Below are 16835 nucleotides of genomic sequence, written 5' to 3'. Positions count from 1 at the left end.
GTTACTCCCCTTTGCCGCCAGCGGCTTTGTCAGCTGCCTGAGCGGGGGCCGGGTTCTTGGCTACGTTGGTCGCTTCAGTCGGGTTGACCTGAACACCTGGTCGAACATATTGCAGGCCTTCGGTGATCAGACGATCGCCGGCTTTCAGGCCATCCTCGATCAGCCACTGGCTGCCGACGGTGCGACTGGCCTTGAGCTGACGCAGTTCAACCTTGTTGTCCGGGCCGACAACCAGTGCGGTCGGGGTGCCCTTGAGGTCGCGGGTCACGCCTTGTTGCGGCGCCAGAATGGCGGCTGCGTTGACCCCGGCCTGCAACTGGGCGCGTACGAACATGCCTGGCAGCAGGGTGTGATCCGGGTTCGGGAACACGGCGCGCAAGGTCACGGAACCGGTAGTCGGATCAACCGACACTTCGGAGAATTCCAGCTTACCGTCGAGCTTGTACTGGCTGCCGTCTTCGAGGGTCAGTTTGACCGCTGCCGAGTTGTCGCCGACCTTCTGCAGGCGACCGCTTTCCAGCTCGCGGCGCAGTTCCAGCAGTTCAACCGAGGACTGGGTAACGTCGACGTAGATCGGGTCCAGTTGCTGGATCGTCGCCATCGCGTCAGCCTGGCCGTTGTTGACCAGTGCACCTTCAGTCACCGAAGAGCGGCCGATACGTCCGGAGAGCGGTGCGTAGACCTTGGTGTAACGCAGGTTGATCTGCGCGCTTTGCAGCGAGGCTTCCGACTCCATGCGGTTGGACACGGCAGTGTCGTATTCCTGGCGGCTTACAGCCTGCTCGTCAACCAGTTGCTTGTAGCGGTCGGAGATCGACTTGGTCGAACGCAGGTTGGCTTCGGCGCTTTTCAGGGTGGCTTCATAGACGGCCGGGTCGATCTGATACAGCTGCTGACCGGCCTTGACGTCGCTGCCTTCCTTGAACAGGCGCTTGAGAATGATGCCGTTGACCTGTGGTCGAACTTCAGCGATGCGGTACGCACTGGTGCGGCCCGGCAGTTCGGACGTGAGTGTAAAGGCTTGTGGTTGCAGGGTGACGACGCCGACCTGAGGAGGCGGAGCGGCTGGGGCCGCTTCTTCCTTTTTACATCCGCTGAGCAGCGATGCCAGGGCGACGGCAGTGACCAGAGCGGTAACAGCTGGCTTGAATTGCATGAAGATCCTCGGGTCAGGCGCGCACAGTGCGCACAAGAAGTGTGGAAGGGTAAAAAAATCGGGTCGAGTGGATAAGTAGCTTGCTAAGGAATATACTTACGTTCATGGTTGTTTGTAAACACCTTGGCGTCGTACCCACCCTGTTACAAAAGTCGTCGCAAGGTTTGAAATTGTAGGCTGGGGAGCCGATTCGTGAGAGATCGGCCCCCTCTTTATTCAGCGGATATTCAGCCATCCCTGAAACATCCTGTTTGAGGTTTTACTGCCATGGTCCGTCGTACCAAAGAGGAAGCTCAGGAAACGCGCAGCCAGATTCTCGAAGCGGCCGAGAAAGCGTTTTATGAAAGAGGCGTGGCCCGCACGACCCTGGCGGATATCGCAACGCTGGCTGGCGTCACGCGCGGTGCCATCTACTGGCATTTCAGCAACAAGGCGGATCTGGTGCAGGCGATGCTCGACAGCCTGCATGAACCGCTGGATGAATTGGCGAAGGCCAGCGAGAGCGAGGACGAACTCGACCCGCTGGGGTGCATGCGCAAGCTGTTGATCCATCTGTTCCATCAGGTAGCCCTGGATCCGAAGACCCGTCGCATCAACGAGATTCTTTTTCATAAGTGCGAATTCACCGATGAAATGTGCGATCTGCGCCAGCAGCGCCGCACGGCCAGTCTCGATTGCAACCTGCGCATCGGCCTGACCTTGCGTAATGCGGTAAATCGCGGCCAGTTGCCGGAAGATCTCGACACTGCCCGGGCGGCCATCAGCATTCATGCGTATATCGATGGCCTCCTGTATGGATGGCTATTGGCTCCGGACAGCTTTCAATTGCATGCCGAAGCCGAGCGCTGGGTCGATACAGGGCTGGACATGCTGCGCCTGAGCCCCAGCCTGCGCAAATGAAACAAAATGCGTAATTGGCACAGGTTATGTCAATCGGCCTGCTTTTATATAGACCCGAACCGCGAGTTTAAACGTAGCGAGCTACGGATTTTGTAGGGATTTTGTGTCTTCGCTGTGAACGAATGTTAGCTGTCGCCAATAATGACAGCATCACCTTGTGGGAGCGGGCTTGCTCGCGAAGGCGTCTGAACATTCAATACATCTGCCGACTGTCATACCGCTTTCGCGAGCAAGCCCGCTCCCACAATGAAGCTTCAGCGATTGCGGGGCAAAACCCAAGAAAAAGCCCCCGACTTTCACAAGTCGGGGGCTTTTGTATTTCTGTCGCGTCCTGAATAAGGTTTACAGCGTCGGGTAGTCGATGTAACCGACCGGGCCCTTGCCGTAGAACAGCTCAGGGCGCGGATCGTTCAGCGGTGCGTCGGCCTTCAGACGTGCCGGCAGGTCCGGGTTGGCAATGAACGGTACGCCGAACGCCACCGCGTCAGCTTTGCCTTCTGCCAACCAGGCATTGGCGCTGTCCTTGGTGAAGCGTTCGTTGGCGATGTACGCGCCGCCGAAGGCTTCTTTCAGCTGTGGGCCGAGGCTGTCGGCGCCTTCTTTTTCGCGGGAGCAGATGAAGGCGATGCCACGCTTGCCCAGCTCGCGAGCGACGTAAGTGAAGGTCTCGGCCAGATTGTCGTCGCCCATGTCGTGGGAGTCGGCGCGTGGCGCCAGGTGCACGCCGACGCGGCCGGCGCCCCAGACGTCGATCGCCGCGTCAGTCACTTCCAGCAGCAGACGTGCACGATTTTCCAGGGAGCCGCCGTAGTTGTCGGTGCGCTGGTTGGTGCTGCTTTGCAGGAACTGGTCGAGCAGGTAGCCGTTGGCGCCGTGGATTTCCACGCCGTCGAACCCGGCGGCTTTGGCGTTCTCGGCACCGGTGCGGTAGGCGTCGACGATCTCGGCGATTTCAGCGGTTTCCAGGGCACGTGGAGTCGGGTAGTCGGCCAATGGGCGCACCAGGCTGACGTGACCTTTAGGCTGGATGGCGCTCGGCGCGACCGGAGTTTCACCGTTGAGGTACGACGGGTGCGAGATGCGGCCGACGTGCCACAGTTGCAGAACGATCTTGCCGCCGGCAGCGTGCACGGCTTTGGTCACGTTGGTCCAGCCGCGCACCTGATCGTTGGACCAGATGCCCGGGGTGTCCGGGTAGCCAACGCCCATCGGCGTCACCGAGGTGGCTTCGGAGAGGATCAGGCCGGCAGAGGCGCGTTGCACGTAGTACTCGGCCATCAGCGCGTTCGGCACGCGGCCTTCATCGGCGCGGCAGCGGGTCAGCGGGGCCATGATGATGCGGTTGGACAGCTCGAGGTCGCCCAGTTTGATCGGATCGAAAATAGTTGCCATGTGTACAACCCTCGTCAGTTAAGTGGTTAATCAGTGGGTAGCAGGGGCCAGGCCGGCATCGCCGTTCTGACGGAAAGTGATCAGGGTCACCAGCAGCGCGAGCACGGCCAGCGCGGCGGCGGCCAGGGGCACGCTGGTCAGGCCGAAACCGTGGGCGATGACGCTGCCGCCGACCCAGGCGCCCAGGGCGTTGCCGATGTTGAAAGCGCCGATGTTCAGGGTCGACACCAGGTTCGGTGCGGCCTTGCCGAAGGTCACCACGTTGACTTGCAGCGCCGGAACGGCGGCAAACGAAGCGGTGGCCCAGAGGAACAGGGTGATTTCCGTCGGAATCAGCGCCACGCTGGTCCAGCTCAGCACGGTGGAGACCACCGCCATCGCCACGAACACGCCGATCAGGGTCGCGCCGAGACGCTTGTCCGCCAGCTTGCCGCCGATGATGTTGCCCACCGTCAGACCGAGGCCGATCAGCAGCAGGGTCCAGGTCACGCCTTTGGGCGAGACGCCGGTGACATCGCCGAGCAGCGGCGCGACGTAGGTGAAGAGGGTGAACATCGATGCGGCGAACAGCGCGGTCATGCTCAGCGACAGCCAGATGCCGGCGCCTTTCAGGGCGGCGAGTTCGGCGCGCATGTCGAGTTTTTCTTCGTCACGCTTGGCCGGCAGAAAGCGGATCAGACCGATCAGTGCCACAACACCAATCACGGTCACCGCCCAGAAGGTCGAACGCCAGCCGGCTTCCTGACCCAGTGCCGTGCCCAGCGGTACACCGAGGACGTTGGCCAGGGTCAGGCCGGTGAACATCAGCGCCACGGCGGATGCGCGTTTGTTCGGCGCTACCAGTCCGGCAGCTACGACAGAACCGATACCGAAGAACGCACCGTGGCACAGCGCGGTGACGACACGGGCGAACATCAGCACGTTGTAGTCACTGGCGATGGCGCACAGCAGGTTACCGACGATGAAAATGCCCATCAGTGCTACCAGTGCGGCCTTGCGCGGCAGTCTGGCGGTGGCCAGTGCCATGAACGGCGCACCGATGGCCACGCCCAGGGCGTAACCGGTCACCAGCCAGCCGGCGCCCGGGATCGACACACCGAGGTCGGCTGCCACATCGGGCAGCAGGCCCATGATGACGAACTCGGTGGTACCGATGGCGAAGGCGCTCAAGGCCAGAATGAGTAGCGAGAGGGGCATTTGAATCAATTCCTTGTGGGAGCGCTGAGCTCTTTGACGATGGCGTCGAGGAACGCCTGGATCACGTCCTCGTTGCGTTTGAAGAAGTGCCACTGGCCGGCTTTCTGGCTGCTGATCAGACCTGCGCGTTGCAGGGTCGCCAGGTGGGCGGAAACGGTCGACTGCGACAGGCCGCAGCGTTGATCGATCTGCCCGGCGCAGATGCCGTACTCGTGGTTGTGAATCTGCTCAGGAAACTGGGCTTTGGGGTCTTTCAGCCAGATGAGAATGTCTCGCCGTACTGGGTGTGCCAGGGCTTTTATTATTTCGTCGAGGTCGAGGTTCATGGCTTTATGCTCGTGATGTGTAGCGCTATATCGCGATGAGGCGAACTTTAAATCGGTATTTCGCGATATACCAATATGAATTTGATCTGACGACCGCATAAATCGGTATATCGGGTTATAACGATACGTATGCTGTAACGATGAAAGCGCGCAGTGCTAAGCTGCGCCCATGAACTATCTCGCACATTTACACCTCGGAGGCCAGCGCCCCGAGCAATTACTTGGCAGCCTGTATGGCGATTTCGTCAAAGGACGGCTGCAGGGGCAGTTTGCTCCGCAGATCGAAGCGGCGATTCAGTTGCACCGGCGAATCGATGTGTTCACCGATCGCCACCCTTTGGTGGACATCGCCCTCGGGCGTTTCACCGAAACCCGGCGGCGTTACGCCGGGATTGTCCTTGATGTGTTTTTCGACCATTGCCTGGCGCGGGACTGGATGCAGTACGCCGATCAGCCACTGGGGCAGTTCACCGCCGACGTTTATCGGGTGCTGTCGAGCGAGCCGCAATTGCCCGAACGCCTGGCGAAAATCGCCCCGCACATGGTCGCCAATGACTGGCTGGGTTCGTACCAGGAATTCGAAGTGCTGGACCAGGTGCTGCGCGGGATCTCGCGGCGTCTGACTCGGCCTGAGGAGCTGGCGGGGGCGATGCAGGAATTGCGGCGGTTGTACGAGCCGCTGAGTGAGGATTTCCGTTTGTTCTATCCGCAGCTTCAAGAATTTGCACAAACGTCGGCAACGCAGTAACCCCCTGTGGGAGCGGGCTTGCTCGCGAATGCGGTAGGTCATTCAACATGTGCATTGGCTGAACCACCGCTTTCGCGAGCAAGCCCGCTCCCACAGGGGGGATCTGTGTTTCAGGCGGCGATCAATTCGCCGGCGCGACGCGGTTCGGCAGGTTTGGCCACCTCACCAAACAACGCCTTCTGCACCGCCTGCTGTGCTTCGAACGCCAGTGCTGCACGCTCGCGACCCACGCAGGCAATCGGCTTGAGCACATGAATCTCGACATCGCCGCAGTCGTTGCTGAACAGACGCATCAGGTGCGACAGCAAATCATCGTCGCCAATGAACGGTGCCAGCGTGTCGATTTCGCCATCGCGCAGATAACGGATCGCCACCGGCTGCAGCATCACCTCCGAATCAATCGCCGCCGACAGCAGGCGACCATGAAAGGTGCGCAGCGAACGGCCATCGGTGGTGGTGCCTTCCGGGAACATCAGCAGCGGATGTTGCGTTTGCAGGTGACGGGTCATCTGTTTGCGGATCAACTGGCTGTCGCCCGAGCCGCGACGGATGAACAGACTGCCGGCCTTCGCCGCCAGCCAACCGGCCACCGGCCAGGTGCGCACTTCAGCCTTGGACAGAAACGACAGCGGCGTGAGCATGCCCAGCAGCGGAATGTCAGTCCATGACACATGATTGCTGACCCACAGCATCGGCTGCTTCGGCAAGTCGCCGTGCACGGTTACGCGAAAGGGCAGGGCATTGCTCAGACGCGCCATGAAAAACCGCGACCAGCGTTGCCGACGTTGCATCGAGTGCGCCAGGCCCAGACGTTCGAACATCCCGAAGACGCTGGCCATGGTCAAGCCCAGCGCCACCACCAGCAGCACCCGCGCGATCCGCGCGTACACGCGCAACCGGCTCATCACACGGCCGCCTTGAAGTGTTTGGCGTAGCGCGGGCAGAGTTCGTCGCGCTTGAGCAGGATGAACACGTCGGCGACCTGGAAGTCTTCGTCCCAGCACGGCTCGCCGCAGATCTTCGCACCCAGGCGCATGTAGGCCTTGAGCAGCGGCGGCATCTCGGCGATCACGTTCGACGGGATATCCAGCGACGGCAGCGGATTCTTCGGTTCGGCGCGCAAGTGTTCGGTGCACAGATAACGTTCGCGCAGACGCTGCATGATCGCGTGGGCCTGCACACCGCCGTCCTGCATCGGAATGCTCGCGCAACCCATCAGGTAGCTGTAGCCGCCCTGATTCAACACTTCGGCCAGTTCACCCCAGAGCACGGCGATGGTGCCGCCGTTGCGGTAGGCCGGGTCGACGCAGGTGCGGCCGATTTCGAGGATCGGCCCTTGCAGATGGGCGAGGCCATGCAGGCTGAATTCTTCTTCGCTGTAAAAACGGCCCAGACTGCTGGCAGCGGTGTGATCGAGCAGACGGGTAGTCGCCACCAGGCGCCCGGTGTTCAGGTCACGCACGCCGATGTGGCTGCAGTGAACATCATAGTCATCCATGTCCAGACCCAGCTCCGCGCCTTTCAGCTTGGCGTTGAACTCGCCGCTGAACACGTTGAAGCGCAGGGCCTGGGCTTGCTGCAAGGCCTCGGCGCCGATCAGGCGTTCGGCTTGCAGGCGGCGTTCATTGCCGGTGTCGCTGATGCGGGCGATCTGAGTCATTGGAATCTCCGTACGGGCCTTGAACCCGTCGTGGGTTGCAGCCGATCGACTTTCTTTATGCAGCCATGTTGTGCAAAGTCAGGCTATGTAGCCCCGGTGTCATCGCCATGAACGTTTGGTGATGCTTGTATGACAGCCCACAAGGAGCCTCTTATGCCCTGGCCAACCCTGCTCGAAAGTCGTGAACGCCTGCCCGCCGTCGCTGATCTGGCGGAAGGTTTCGCCACGTTGTTGCATCAACTGGGCAGCGTGACGCCGTTCGAACTGGCGGTGGCCGGAGGGCGGCGGATGGCGACGCCGGGGCTGGCGTTTCTGGTGGGGTATCAGGCGGCATTGCGCATGCTCTGGCCGAGCGCTCCGCCGAGTCTTGGCGCGTTGTGTGCGACCGAACAGCGCAGCTTGCGCCCGGCGGACATGCAGACGCGCCTGACGGATTTGCGCCTCAACGGACAAAAGGATTTCGTCACCGCAGGGGATGCGGCGGATTGGCTATTGATCGCCGCGCGCAGTGACGAACCCGGCGAAACGCCGCGCCTGAGTCTGGCGGTGGTCTATCCCGGCGAACCCGGCGTGCGCGTGGAAAAACTCCCGGCGCTGCCGCTGATGCCGGACATCAGTCACGGTCGTCTGCATCTGGACGGCGCGTTGTGCGAGTTGCTCGCGGGGGACGGCTGGGATGCTTATGTGAAGCCGTTCCGCACTCTGGAAGATGTTTACGTGTTGAGCGCGATGACCGCGTGGCTTTACGGCGTCGGTCAGGACAGCGGCTGGTCGCAGCCGCTGCTGTTGCGTTTGCTGGCGCTGCTGGGTGGCTGTGCGGAAGCGAGTCGCCAGCCGCCGAACAACCCGGCCGGGCATGTGCTGTTGGGTGGGTTGTTTGCGCAGTTCGATGCGTTCAAACCCGAGATCGACCGGGCGTTGGCCGAGGGTAATCCGGAGTGGGCGTTGATGTGGCAGCGTGATCAGTCGGTGATGCAGTTGGCGGCGGGCGCGCGGGCCAAGCGCTTGGCCAAGGCTTTGGCGGTGGGCTGACGGGCCCCTTCGCGAGCAAGCCCGCTCCCACAGGTTGACCGAGTTCCTTCAGCAGGAATGCGATCAAACTGTGGGAGCGGGCTTGCTCGCGAAGGCGGCCGCAAAATCACCACACCCCTGTCATAAACCCCGACTACTCTGAGCAAAGTCATTCCCAGAGCCCTCAACATGTACAAAGGCCTGTCCCTGTTTCTGCTGCTGGTCAGCTTCACGGTTCAGGCCGGGCAATGGCCCGATGAACAATGGCCGACTGGCGCAAAAATCAGCGGCGCCGCGGTCGAGGCATTGGAAACTTACGCCTTCCCGCCTCGCGACGACACCACCCGCCAAGGCATCCGCACCGACGCCTTGCTGATCATCCGCGACGGCCAGTTGATCTACGAACGCTACGCCGGCCCGACCCGTGCCGAGACCCCGCACCTGACCTGGTCGATCAGCAAAAGCCTGATGGCCACGGTGCTTGGCGTGGCGTATGGCGAAGGGCTGTTCAAACTGGATGATCCGGTCTCGACGTTTTATCCGGCGCTGGAAAAACACCCGGCGATCACCGTGGCGGATCTGCTGCACTGGGCTTCCGGGCTGGACTGGCAGGAAGACTACGAATACGCGCCGCTGAAATCCTCGGTGGTAGCGATGCTCTACACCCGTGGGCACCGCGACATGCCAGGGTTCACCGCCGATCACGACGCCTACGCGCCGCCGGGGCAGGCGTTCCGTTACTCCAGTGGCGACAGCAATCTGTTGGCCGCTGCGTTGAAAGCCATGGTTGGCCCCCAGCGTTATCCCGACTATCCGTGGTCGGCGCTGTTCGAGCCGCTGGGCATCCGCCATGCCGTGTGGGAAACCGATGCCGGCGGCACGTTTGTCGCCTCTTCTTACGCGTATCTCACGGCGCGGGATCTGGCGCGGGTTGGCCTGTTGATGCAGCGCGATGGACGTTGGAGTGACCGGCAATTGCTGCCTCAGGATTGGGTCGCCTTCAACCGCACTCCCTTCGCCGGCTACAAGGCGCATCAGGACGAAGCGGTGCCCGGCGGCCAATGGTGGCTCAATCGCCCGGTGGATGCTGCCGCCGCGCCGTGGCCCGACGCACCGCCCGACACCTTCGCCGCCCTTGGGCATTGGGGGCAGGCACTGTATGTGATCCCCAGCGAGAAACTGGTGATCGTGCGTTACGCCGATGATCGCGACGGCAGCTATCGCCATAACGAACTGCTCAGGCGCGTGCTCAAGGCGGTGCAGCCATGAAGCTGTTGAAACGGACGCTGCTGCTGGTGCTGATCGTGCTCCTCTGCTGGATCTGGCTCGAGCGGGACAACCTGTGGGCCTTCCCCGATATCATCAGCGCGTACACCGCCAAGGAATATTGTTCGTGTCGTTATGTGATGAACAACGACGCCGAATATTGCCGCGGCTATGTGAAACAGTGGCTGCCAACCAGCCGCTTTACCGATGACAGCGCGAGCAAAACCATCACCGTCAGCGGCATGGGCCGCAGCAATAGTGCGCAGTGGTTGAGTGAACGGCAGGGCTGCCGCCTCAATCCCTGAAATCCTCGATCCTTCAGTCAATGAACAAACCTGTGGGAGCGGGCTTGCTCGCGAATACGGTGTGCCATTCAGCATTTGTGTTGACTGATTCACCGCCTTCGCGAGCAAGCCCGCTCCCACAGGGATTTTCACCAATCGATAGATTTGCGGCGATCAGTTTGCAATAACGGCGTGGGCGGTTAAGGTTCGTGCAGGTTTATCGCCCCCACGAGTATTCAATGTTCAACCGCTCCCTCTATAAAGCCTTCGCCAGTCTGCTGCTGGCTGCCGCCGCGCTGCCGGCGCAGGCCAACTGGTATCTGGATGGCGAGTCGTCGCGGCTATCGTTTGTCAGCACGAAAAACGCCCACATTTCCGAAGTGCAGCGCTTTCTGGTGTTGCACGGTAAGGTCGATCCCAGCGGTCGGGCCGAGGTTGAAGTCGAACTGGAGTCGATCAACAGCGGCATCCCGCTGCGCGACGAGCGCATGCGCAAGGAACTGTTCCAGATCGAGCAATTCCCCGAAGCGACCATCAGCACCCGGATCGACCTGCGCCCGATCAACGATCTGGCCCCCGGTGCGCAGCTGGAATTGCGTCTGCCGCTGACCGTCAACCTGCACGGCAAGCAACATGAATACCCGGCGGAGTTGCTGGCCACCCGTCTCGATGACCGGCGTTTTCAAGTGGTGACCCTGGAGCCGCTGGTGATCAACGCCGAGGATTTCGACCTGGTGCCGGGCCTGGAAACCCTGCGTAACCTTGCCGGCCTGTCGGCCATCAGTCTGTCGGTGCCGGTGGGTGCGGTGCTGATTTTCACGGCGCGCTGACATGCGCGGCGCGGTGTTCCCATGGCGGGACGGCAACCGCTTCGAACTGTTGATCGACGGCCCGCAATTCTTCCCGCGCATGCTGGTGGAGATTGCCCGCGCCGAGGAACAGGTCGAGCTGGAGTTGTATCTGGTGGAGGCGGGTGCCTGTGCCGAAGCCGTAGTGCAGGCGCTGGTGCAGGCCGCCGAGCGCGGTGTGCGGGTGCGCTGCCTGTTCGATGACTACGGCAGCCTCGCGTTTACCCTGCACCTGCGTCAGCGCCTGATTCAGGCCGGGGTCGAGTTGCGGTTCTACAATCGCCTGAGCTGGCGGCGCTGGGTCGGCAACTTCTATCGCGATCACCGCAAACTGTTGCTGGTCGACCAGCGTCTGGCGTTCGTCGGCGGCACCGGTGCGACCGATGAATTCTGGACGCCGGAGCAGGACAGCAGCGAATGGCACGAAGTGATGGTGGAAATAAGCGGCCCGCTGGTGCTCGACTGGCAGATATTGTTCGACCGCCAATGGATCGCCAACCGCCATCGCCGGGCCTGGAAACCGTCGGCGCATGTCGGCCTGCCACGCCTGCCCAAGGTGCCGGACATGGGCGAGGGCATGGGCCGTGTGGCCTACGCCGATGCGCGCCAGCATCGTGACATTCTGCAGTCGCTGTTTCGCGCCCTCAACAGCGGGCAAAAACGCATCTGGATGGCCACCCCGTATTTCCTGCCGACCTGGAACATCCGCCGCTCGCTGCGCAAGGCCGCTGCTCGCGGTGTCGACGTCCGGTTACTGCTGACCGGGCCGCGCACCGATCACCCGTCGGTGCGTTACGCCGGCCATCGCTATTACCCGCGTCTGCTCAAGGCCGGGGTGCAGATCTTCGAATACCAGCCGTGCTTCCTGCATCTGAAAATGGTGTTGGTGGATGAGTGGGTGAGCATCGGTTCATGCAACTTCGATCACTGGAACCTGCGCTTCAATCTGGAGGCGAATCTGGAGGCGCTGGACCCGTCGTTGACGGCAGCGGTGGTGCAGAGTTTCGAGAAGGATTTCGGTCTGAGCCAGCAGGTCAGTCTGGAGGAGTGGCAGCGCCGGCCGTTGTGGCGGCGGGTGAAGCAGAGGATCTGGGGCTGGGTGGATCGGGTGGTGGTCAACATTCTCGATCGGCGTGGATAACGCCAATTTCGAAAATTACGGAAATCTAATGTGGGAGGGGGCTTGCTCCCGAAGGCGGAGCGTCATTCAGCATATAGGTAGCTGATACACCGCCTTCGGGAGCAAGCCCCCTCCCACAGGTTTTATGTGTTGCCTGAATAATTACAGCAGTTCAAAGCTCTGCTGCGTCACATCCTGCGAATCCAGGCCGATCTGCACGTTGAACTTGCCAGGCTCTGCTGCGTACTTGAGCTGGGCGTTGTAGAACTTCAAGTCATCCTCGGTGATGGTGAAGTGCACGACTTTCTGTTCGCCGGCCTTGAGCATGATTTTCTGGAAGTTCTTCAGTTCTTTCACCGGGCGGATGATCGAGCCGGTGACGTCCTGAATGTACAGCTGCACCACGGTTTCGCCGTCGCGCTGACCGGTGTTTTTCAAGGTGACACTGGCGTCGAGCTTGCCGGTCTTGTTCAGGGTGGTCGAGGACAGCGCCATGTCGCTCAGGGCGAATTGGGTGTAGCTCAAGCCGTAACCGAACGGGAACAGCGGCCCGGTGGTGTCATCGAAATACTGCGAGGTGTAGTTGCCCGGTTTGCCCGGTGTGAACGGCCGGCCAATGCTCAGGTGGTTGTAGTAGGTCGGTATCTGGCCCACCGAACGCGGGAAGGTCACCGGCAGTTTGCCCGACGGGTTGTAGTCGCCGAACAGCACATCAGCGATGGCGTTGCCGCCCTCGGTGCCGCTGAACCAGGTTTCCAGAATTGCATCAGCCGACTGGTTCTCTTCGAGAATGGTCAGCGGACGGCCGTTCATCAGCACCAGTACCAACGGTTTGCCGGTAGCTTTCAATGCGCGGATCAGCTCGCGCTGATTTTCCGGGATGTTCAGGTCGGTGCGGCTGGAGGATTCGTGGGACATGCCACGGGACTCGCCAACGGCGGCGACGATCACGTCAGCGTCCTTGGCTGCCTTCACCGCTTCGTCGATCAACACGTTGGCCGGGCGTGGGTCATCGACCACTTCCGGGGCGTCGAAGTTGAGGAAGTTCAGGTAATCCAGCACCTTCTTGTCGCTGGTGATGTTCGCGCCACGGGCGTAGATCAGGTTGGCCTTGTCGCCAATCACCGAGCTCATGCCGTCGAACAGCGTGACCGATTGCGCCGGTTTACCCGCAGCAGCCCAACTGCCCATCATGTCGATCGGCGCCTTGGCCAGCGGGCCGACCAGCGCGACTTTCGCGGTTTTCTTCAGCGGCAGGGTGTCGTTCTGGTTCTTCAGCAGCACCAGGCTGCGACGCGCGACGTCACGCGCGTCGGCGCGGTGCAGACGGCTTTCGGCGTAGGTGTCGGCCGGATCATCCTCGGCCTTGCCGATACGCAGGTACGGGGCCTTGAACAGGCCCATGTCGTACTTGGCGGCGAGCACTTCGCGCACCGCGTTGTCGATGTCTTTCTGTTCGATCTCGCCGGACTTGAGCAGCCCCGGCAGCTCTTTGCCGTACAGGGTGTCGTTCATGCTCATGTCGATGCCGGCCTTGATCGCCAGCTTCGCCGCTTCGCGACCATCGGCGGCCACGCCGTGCTTGATCAGCTCGAAGATCGCCCCGTGGTCGCTGACGGCCAGGCCCTTGAAGCCCCAGTCCTTGCGCAGCAGATCGTTCATCAGCCAGGTATTGGCGGTGGCCGGGATGCCGTTGATCGAGTTCAACGCCACCATCACCCCGCCGGCACCGGCGTCGATCGCCGCGCGGTACGGTGGCAGATAGTCCTGGTACATCTTCACCGGGCTCATGTCGACGACGTTGTAGTCGCGACCACCCTCGACCGCGCCATACAGGGCGAAGTGCTTGACGCTGGCCATGATGCTGTCGGCTGCGCTCGGCGTGTCGCCCTGATAGGCCTTGACCATCACTTTGGCGATGCGCGAGGTCAGGTAGGTGTCTTCACCGAAGCCTTCGGAGCTGCGGCCCCAGCGCGGATCGCGGGAGATGTCGACCATCGGCGCGAAGGTGATGTCGAGGCTGTCAGATGCAGCCTCTTTGGCGGCAACGCGCCCGGACCGACCGATGGCGTCCATGTCCCAGCTCGATGCCAGGGCCAGCGGAATCGGGAAAATCGTACGGTGACCGTGGATCACGTCGTACGCAAAAAACATCGGAATCTTCAGGCGACTGCGCATCGCCGCGTCCTGCATCGGACGGTTTTCCGGGCGGGTGATCGAGTTGAACGTACCGCCGATATTGCCGGCGGCGATCTCTTTGCGGATCAGTTCGCGGGGCATTTCCGGGCCGATGCTGATCAGGCGCAACTGGCCGATCTTTTCATCGAGGGTCATTTGTTTCATCAGATTGCTGATGAACGCGTCCTTGTTTTCCAGGGGTACCGGGGTCGTGGCGGCCAATACTTGATGACTGGCCAGGCTGACGAACAGGCCCAGCAAACACAGCTTCTTCATGAATATTTTTCTCAAGGGCCCAAGCGGCAATGCAATGCCGGCCAGCCAAAAGTTAGGGAGCGACTATTGTTGTTCGGGTGCAGGCTCAAAATGACCGAGCCAAAAACGCCCACCGACCTTCGGCAGCGTTTGCGCAGGGCCTCTTTTTAGCCCATCGGCCCGTTGCAATCCAGTGGCGCCGCCGATTATGCCCCAACCGCCGATGCAGAAGGTTTCACGGTCGGTCTTTTCACGAATACGCCAGGGAGCATCAGTCTGATGAATGTAAGTCCAACCTACCGCTCGCGTTTGCAGGTCGCCACGCTGCTGCTGATGGCAACGCTGTTGACCGCGTGCGGCATCAACAACATTCCGACCCTCGACGAACAGGCGAAAGCGGCCTGGGGCCAGGTACAGAATCAGTACCAGCGTCGTGCCGACCTGATTCCCAATCTGGTGGAAACCGTCAGAGGCTATGCCAAGCATGAAGAAGCAACCCTGACGGCAGTGGTCGAGGCGCGGGCCAAGGCAACTTCGATCCAGGTCGATGCCAGCACCCTCGACAACCCGGAAAAGCTCAAGCAGTTCCAGCAGGCCCAGGATCAGTTGAGCGGTGCGCTCAGCCGATTGATGGTGGTCTCCGAGCGCTACCCGGATCTCAAGGCCAACCAGAACTTCCTTGCCCTGCAATCGCAGCTCGAAGGCACGGAAAACCGGATCGCCGTGGCGCGGCGCGATTTCATTCTGGCGGTGCAGAAGTACAACACCGAGATCCGCACATTTCCCGGTCGCCTCTGGCACAGCGTGATGTACAGCGATCTGCCGATTCGCGAAACCTTCGAAGCCACCACCCCCGGTGCGGAAAAGGCCCCGGAAGTGAAGTTCTGATTCGAGGTTGCCCATGCGTGTGTTGAAGATTGGCCTGGTGCTGATGCTCTGGCTGTTCGCCGTCAGCGCCCGGGCCGAGTTGACGTTCCCGGCGCTGAGCGGGCGGGTGGTGGACGAGGCGCAGATGATCGAGCCCTCGGTGCGCGCCCAGTTGAGCCAGCAGTTGCAGGCTCACGAGCAAGCGACCGGCGAGCAACTGGTGGTGGTCACGGTGCCTGATCTGCAGGGCACCACCATCGAGGATTACGGCGTGCAACTGGGCCGGCACTGGGGCATCGGCCAGAAAGACAAGAACAACGGCGCGCTGCTGATCGTCGCCCGTGATGAGCGCAAGCGGCGCATCGAAGTCGGTTACGGGCTGGAAGATCGGCTGACCGATGCGCAGACCTCGGTGATCATCCATCAAGTGATCACCCCGGCATTCAAGACCGGCAATTTCAGCAAGGGCATCAGTGACGGCGTGGCGGCGATGCTGGTGGTGCTCGGCGGCAACCCGCTGGACGAGCCCTCGACGGTGTATGAGTCGAGCGGCGATCCGCAAAGCGATTTTGTCTCGCGCCATCCGCTGTTGTTTGTTTTTCTGGTGGTGTTGTTCATCCTGACCGTGTTTGTCTGCCAGATGCTCGGTATCCTTCCCGCCGGCCGTGGCGGCTCCGGAGGCGGGGGCGGTTTCGGCGGTGGTGGATTTGGCGGCGGCGGTGGAGGCGGGGGCTTCAGCGGCGGCGGGGGCAGTTTCGGCGGCGGTGGTTCGTCCGGCGGCTGGTGAACACACAACAATAATGATCAGGCATTTTTCGACATGGCATTACTGAGCGAACACGAACAACGCAAAGTCGCCGAGGCGATCGCCCGGGTCGAGCGCGACACCGACGCCGAACTGGTGACCGTGCTGGCGGCCCGCGCCGATGACTACGCGTACATCCCGTTGCTGTGGGCCAGCCTGTTGGCGTTGCTGGTGCCGGGCATCGTCCATTACCTGACCGGCTGGCTGACCATGCACAGCCTGTTGCTGGTGCAGTGGGGGCTGTTCATTGTCCTGTGCCTGCTGTTTCGTCTGCCGCAAGTCACCACCCATCTGATCCCGCGCCGTGTGCGCCACTGGCGCGCATCGAACCTGGCGCGGCGCCAGTTCCTCGAACAGAACCTGCACCACACCGTGGGTAGCACCGGCATGCTGATTTTTGTCTGCGAGGCCGAACGTTACGTGGAGATTCTGGTGGACGAGGGGATTTCCCGGCGGCTGGACAACAAGAGCTGGGACGCGATTGTCGCCGCGTTCACCGAGCAAGTGCGGCAGGGGCGCACGCTTGAGGGGTTCGTGACCTGCATCGAGGCCTGTGGGGAGTTGCTCAAGGTGCATGTGCCGGTGACGCAGGTGAGGAATGAATTGCCCAATCGGTTGATTGTGTTGGGTTGATTCTCTGGCCGCAGTCATCCCCTGTGGCGAGGGAGCTTGCTCCCGCTGGGGCGCGAAGCGGCCCTGAACCCGGTAAACGCGGTTTGTCTGGTTAGTAATCGCCTGTTTTAACGACTGCTGCGCAGCCGAGCGGGAGCAAGCTCCCTCGCCACAGAAGACCCGGTGTACTGGGTTCTTTTGCCGTTGGGT

The 16835-nt window shown here is 61.5% G+C and carries 17 protein-coding genes; 10 read left to right on the top strand and 7 right to left on the bottom strand.

The genetic code is table 11. The features are described from left to right. Window position 1: 1 nt before the first annotated feature. Window positions 2-1156 (bottom strand): efflux RND transporter periplasmic adaptor subunit EmhA, encoded by a 1155-nt coding sequence (emhA, locus tag NTD85_RS01745; RefSeq protein ID WP_262141274.1) that lies wholly within the window; start codon window positions 1154-1156, stop codon window positions 2-4. A gap of 267 nt (window positions 1157-1423) precedes the next feature. Between emhA and emhR the strand changes: the two genes are divergently transcribed. Beyond that, complete coding sequence (gene emhR / locus NTD85_RS01740) at window positions 1424-2056, top strand: efflux system transcriptional repressor EmhR (RefSeq protein WP_045122322.1); 633 nt, start codon at window positions 1424-1426, stop codon at window positions 2054-2056. Window positions 2057-2398: 342 nt separating this feature from the next. On the opposite strand, the gene NTD85_RS01735 is transcribed toward emhR, so the two are convergent. From NTD85_RS01735 to NTD85_RS01725, 3 genes are read right to left on the bottom strand one after another with little or no spacing between them, the layout of a single operon-like run. Continuing rightward, window positions 2399-3448, bottom strand: coding sequence for an alkene reductase (locus tag NTD85_RS01735; protein ID WP_003222432.1), 1050 nt, complete (start codon window positions 3446-3448; stop codon window positions 2399-2401). 30 nt (window positions 3449-3478) lie between these two features. Further along, complete coding sequence (locus NTD85_RS01730) at window positions 3479-4645, bottom strand: MFS transporter (protein ID WP_003222434.1); 1167 nt, start codon at window positions 4643-4645, stop codon at window positions 3479-3481. A gap of 5 nt (window positions 4646-4650) precedes the next feature. Beyond that, complete coding sequence (locus NTD85_RS01725) at window positions 4651-4971, bottom strand: ArsR/SmtB family transcription factor (protein ID WP_003222436.1); 321 nt, start codon at window positions 4969-4971, stop codon at window positions 4651-4653. Between the two features lie 169 nt (window positions 4972-5140). On the opposite strand from NTD85_RS01725, the gene NTD85_RS01720 reads away from it, so the two are divergent. Continuing rightward, complete coding sequence (locus NTD85_RS01720) at window positions 5141-5719, top strand: ACP phosphodiesterase (RefSeq protein WP_262141273.1); 579 nt, start codon at window positions 5141-5143, stop codon at window positions 5717-5719. 110 nt (window positions 5720-5829) lie between these two features. Here the strand turns inward: NTD85_RS01720 and NTD85_RS01715 are convergent, their stop codons facing one another. After that, window positions 5830-6624: a lysophospholipid acyltransferase family protein gene (locus NTD85_RS01715; RefSeq protein WP_262141272.1), complete on the bottom strand. Its 795-nt coding sequence runs from the start codon at window positions 6622-6624 to the stop codon at window positions 5830-5832. Further along, complete coding sequence (gene olsB / locus NTD85_RS01710; RefSeq protein WP_003222441.1) at window positions 6624-7379, bottom strand: L-ornithine N(alpha)-acyltransferase; 756 nt, start codon at window positions 7377-7379, stop codon at window positions 6624-6626. The genes NTD85_RS01715 and olsB overlap by 1 nt, the downstream gene beginning before the upstream one ends. Window positions 7380-7532: 153 nt before the next feature. Here olsB and NTD85_RS01705 point away from each other — a divergent pair, with 153 nt between their 5' ends. From NTD85_RS01705 to NTD85_RS01680, 5 genes are all read left to right on the top strand, one after another. After that, window positions 7533-8411 (top strand): acyl-CoA dehydrogenase family protein, encoded by an 879-nt coding sequence (locus NTD85_RS01705; protein WP_262141271.1) that lies wholly within the window; start codon window positions 7533-7535, stop codon window positions 8409-8411. A 168-nt stretch (window positions 8412-8579) separates the two neighbouring features. Then, window positions 8580-9659 carry a serine hydrolase domain-containing protein gene (locus NTD85_RS01700; protein ID WP_262141270.1) on the top strand — a complete coding sequence of 360 codons (1080 nt, stop codon included), beginning with the start codon at window positions 8580-8582 and terminating at the stop codon, window positions 9657-9659. Continuing rightward, window positions 9656-9961 (top strand): amidase, encoded by a 306-nt coding sequence (locus tag NTD85_RS01695; protein ID WP_262141269.1) that lies wholly within the window; start codon window positions 9656-9658, stop codon window positions 9959-9961. Before NTD85_RS01700 ends, NTD85_RS01695 begins: the two co-directional genes overlap by 4 nt. Before the next feature lie 218 nt (window positions 9962-10179). Beyond that, on the top strand, window positions 10180-10770 hold the full coding sequence (locus NTD85_RS01685) for a YceI family protein (protein WP_103485669.1): 591 nt from the start codon (window positions 10180-10182) through the stop codon (window positions 10768-10770). A 1-nt stretch (window position 10771) separates the two neighbouring features. After that, on the top strand, window positions 10772-11929 hold the full coding sequence (locus NTD85_RS01680) for a phospholipase D-like domain-containing protein (RefSeq protein WP_003222452.1): 1158 nt from the start codon (window positions 10772-10774) through the stop codon (window positions 11927-11929). 141 nt (window positions 11930-12070) lie between these two features. Here NTD85_RS01680 and bglX read toward each other — a convergent pair whose 3' ends face one another. Beyond that, on the bottom strand, window positions 12071-14362 hold the full coding sequence (gene bglX, locus NTD85_RS01675) for a beta-glucosidase BglX (protein ID WP_262141268.1): 2292 nt from the start codon (window positions 14360-14362) through the stop codon (window positions 12071-12073). A 258-nt stretch (window positions 14363-14620) separates the two neighbouring features. On the opposite strand from bglX, the gene NTD85_RS01670 reads away from it, so the two are divergent. From NTD85_RS01670 to NTD85_RS01660, 3 genes are read left to right on the top strand one after another with little or no spacing between them, the layout of a single operon-like run. After that, window positions 14621-15229, top strand: a complete 609-nt coding sequence (locus NTD85_RS01670) for a LemA family protein (protein WP_003222455.1) — start codon at window positions 14621-14623, stop codon at window positions 15227-15229. Between the two features lie 13 nt (window positions 15230-15242). Then, complete coding sequence (locus NTD85_RS01665) at window positions 15243-15995, top strand: TPM domain-containing protein (protein WP_262141267.1); 753 nt, start codon at window positions 15243-15245, stop codon at window positions 15993-15995. A 33-nt stretch (window positions 15996-16028) separates the two neighbouring features. After that, the gene (locus tag NTD85_RS01660; protein WP_103485673.1) at window positions 16029-16646 is read left to right on the top strand and encodes a TPM domain-containing protein; all 618 of its coding nucleotides are present in this window, start codon (window positions 16029-16031) and stop codon (window positions 16644-16646) included. Window positions 16647-16835: the final 189 nt, after the last annotated feature.

This window comes from Pseudomonas sp. 13B_3.2_Bac1 (genome assembly GCF_025466205.1).
Taxonomy (GTDB): domain Bacteria; phylum Pseudomonadota; class Gammaproteobacteria; order Pseudomonadales; family Pseudomonadaceae; genus Aquipseudomonas; species Aquipseudomonas fluorescens_H.
This window is presented reverse-complemented; position numbering and strand designations above follow the sequence as displayed.

What these genes read in the sequence shown, in the direction of transcription:
- emhA (WP_262141274.1), bottom strand. Translation starts at nt 1,156, where the DNA reads ATGCAATTCAAGCCAGCTGTTACCGCTCTGGTCACTGCCGTCGCCCTG.
- emhR (WP_045122322.1), top strand. Translation starts at nt 1,424, where the DNA reads ATGGTCCGTCGTACCAAAGAGGAAGCTCAGGAAACGCGCAGCCAGATT.
- NTD85_RS01735 (WP_003222432.1), bottom strand. Translation starts at nt 3,448, where the DNA reads ATGGCAACTATTTTCGATCCGATCAAACTGGGCGACCTCGAGCTGTCC.
- NTD85_RS01730 (WP_003222434.1), bottom strand. Translation starts at nt 4,645, where the DNA reads ATGCCCCTCTCGCTACTCATTCTGGCCTTGAGCGCCTTCGCCATCGGT.
- NTD85_RS01725 (WP_003222436.1), bottom strand. Translation starts at nt 4,971, where the DNA reads ATGAACCTCGACCTCGACGAAATAATAAAAGCCCTGGCACACCCAGTA.
- NTD85_RS01720 (WP_262141273.1), top strand. Translation starts at nt 5,141, where the DNA reads ATGAACTATCTCGCACATTTACACCTCGGAGGCCAGCGCCCCGAGCAA.
- NTD85_RS01715 (WP_262141272.1), bottom strand. Translation starts at nt 6,624, where the DNA reads ATGAGCCGGTTGCGCGTGTACGCGCGGATCGCGCGGGTGCTGCTGGTG.
- olsB (WP_003222441.1), bottom strand. Translation starts at nt 7,379, where the DNA reads ATGACTCAGATCGCCCGCATCAGCGACACCGGCAATGAACGCCGCCTG.
- NTD85_RS01705 (WP_262141271.1), top strand. Translation starts at nt 7,533, where the DNA reads ATGCCCTGGCCAACCCTGCTCGAAAGTCGTGAACGCCTGCCCGCCGTC.
- NTD85_RS01700 (WP_262141270.1), top strand. Translation starts at nt 8,580, where the DNA reads ATGTACAAAGGCCTGTCCCTGTTTCTGCTGCTGGTCAGCTTCACGGTT.
- NTD85_RS01695 (WP_262141269.1), top strand. Translation starts at nt 9,656, where the DNA reads ATGAAGCTGTTGAAACGGACGCTGCTGCTGGTGCTGATCGTGCTCCTC.
- NTD85_RS01685 (WP_103485669.1), top strand. Translation starts at nt 10,180, where the DNA reads ATGTTCAACCGCTCCCTCTATAAAGCCTTCGCCAGTCTGCTGCTGGCT.
- NTD85_RS01680 (WP_003222452.1), top strand. Translation starts at nt 10,772, where the DNA reads ATGCGCGGCGCGGTGTTCCCATGGCGGGACGGCAACCGCTTCGAACTG.
- bglX (WP_262141268.1), bottom strand. Translation starts at nt 14,362, where the DNA reads ATGAAGAAGCTGTGTTTGCTGGGCCTGTTCGTCAGCCTGGCCAGTCAT.
- NTD85_RS01670 (WP_003222455.1), top strand. Translation starts at nt 14,621, where the DNA reads ATGAATGTAAGTCCAACCTACCGCTCGCGTTTGCAGGTCGCCACGCTG.
- NTD85_RS01665 (WP_262141267.1), top strand. Translation starts at nt 15,243, where the DNA reads ATGCGTGTGTTGAAGATTGGCCTGGTGCTGATGCTCTGGCTGTTCGCC.
- NTD85_RS01660 (WP_103485673.1), top strand. Translation starts at nt 16,029, where the DNA reads ATGGCATTACTGAGCGAACACGAACAACGCAAAGTCGCCGAGGCGATC.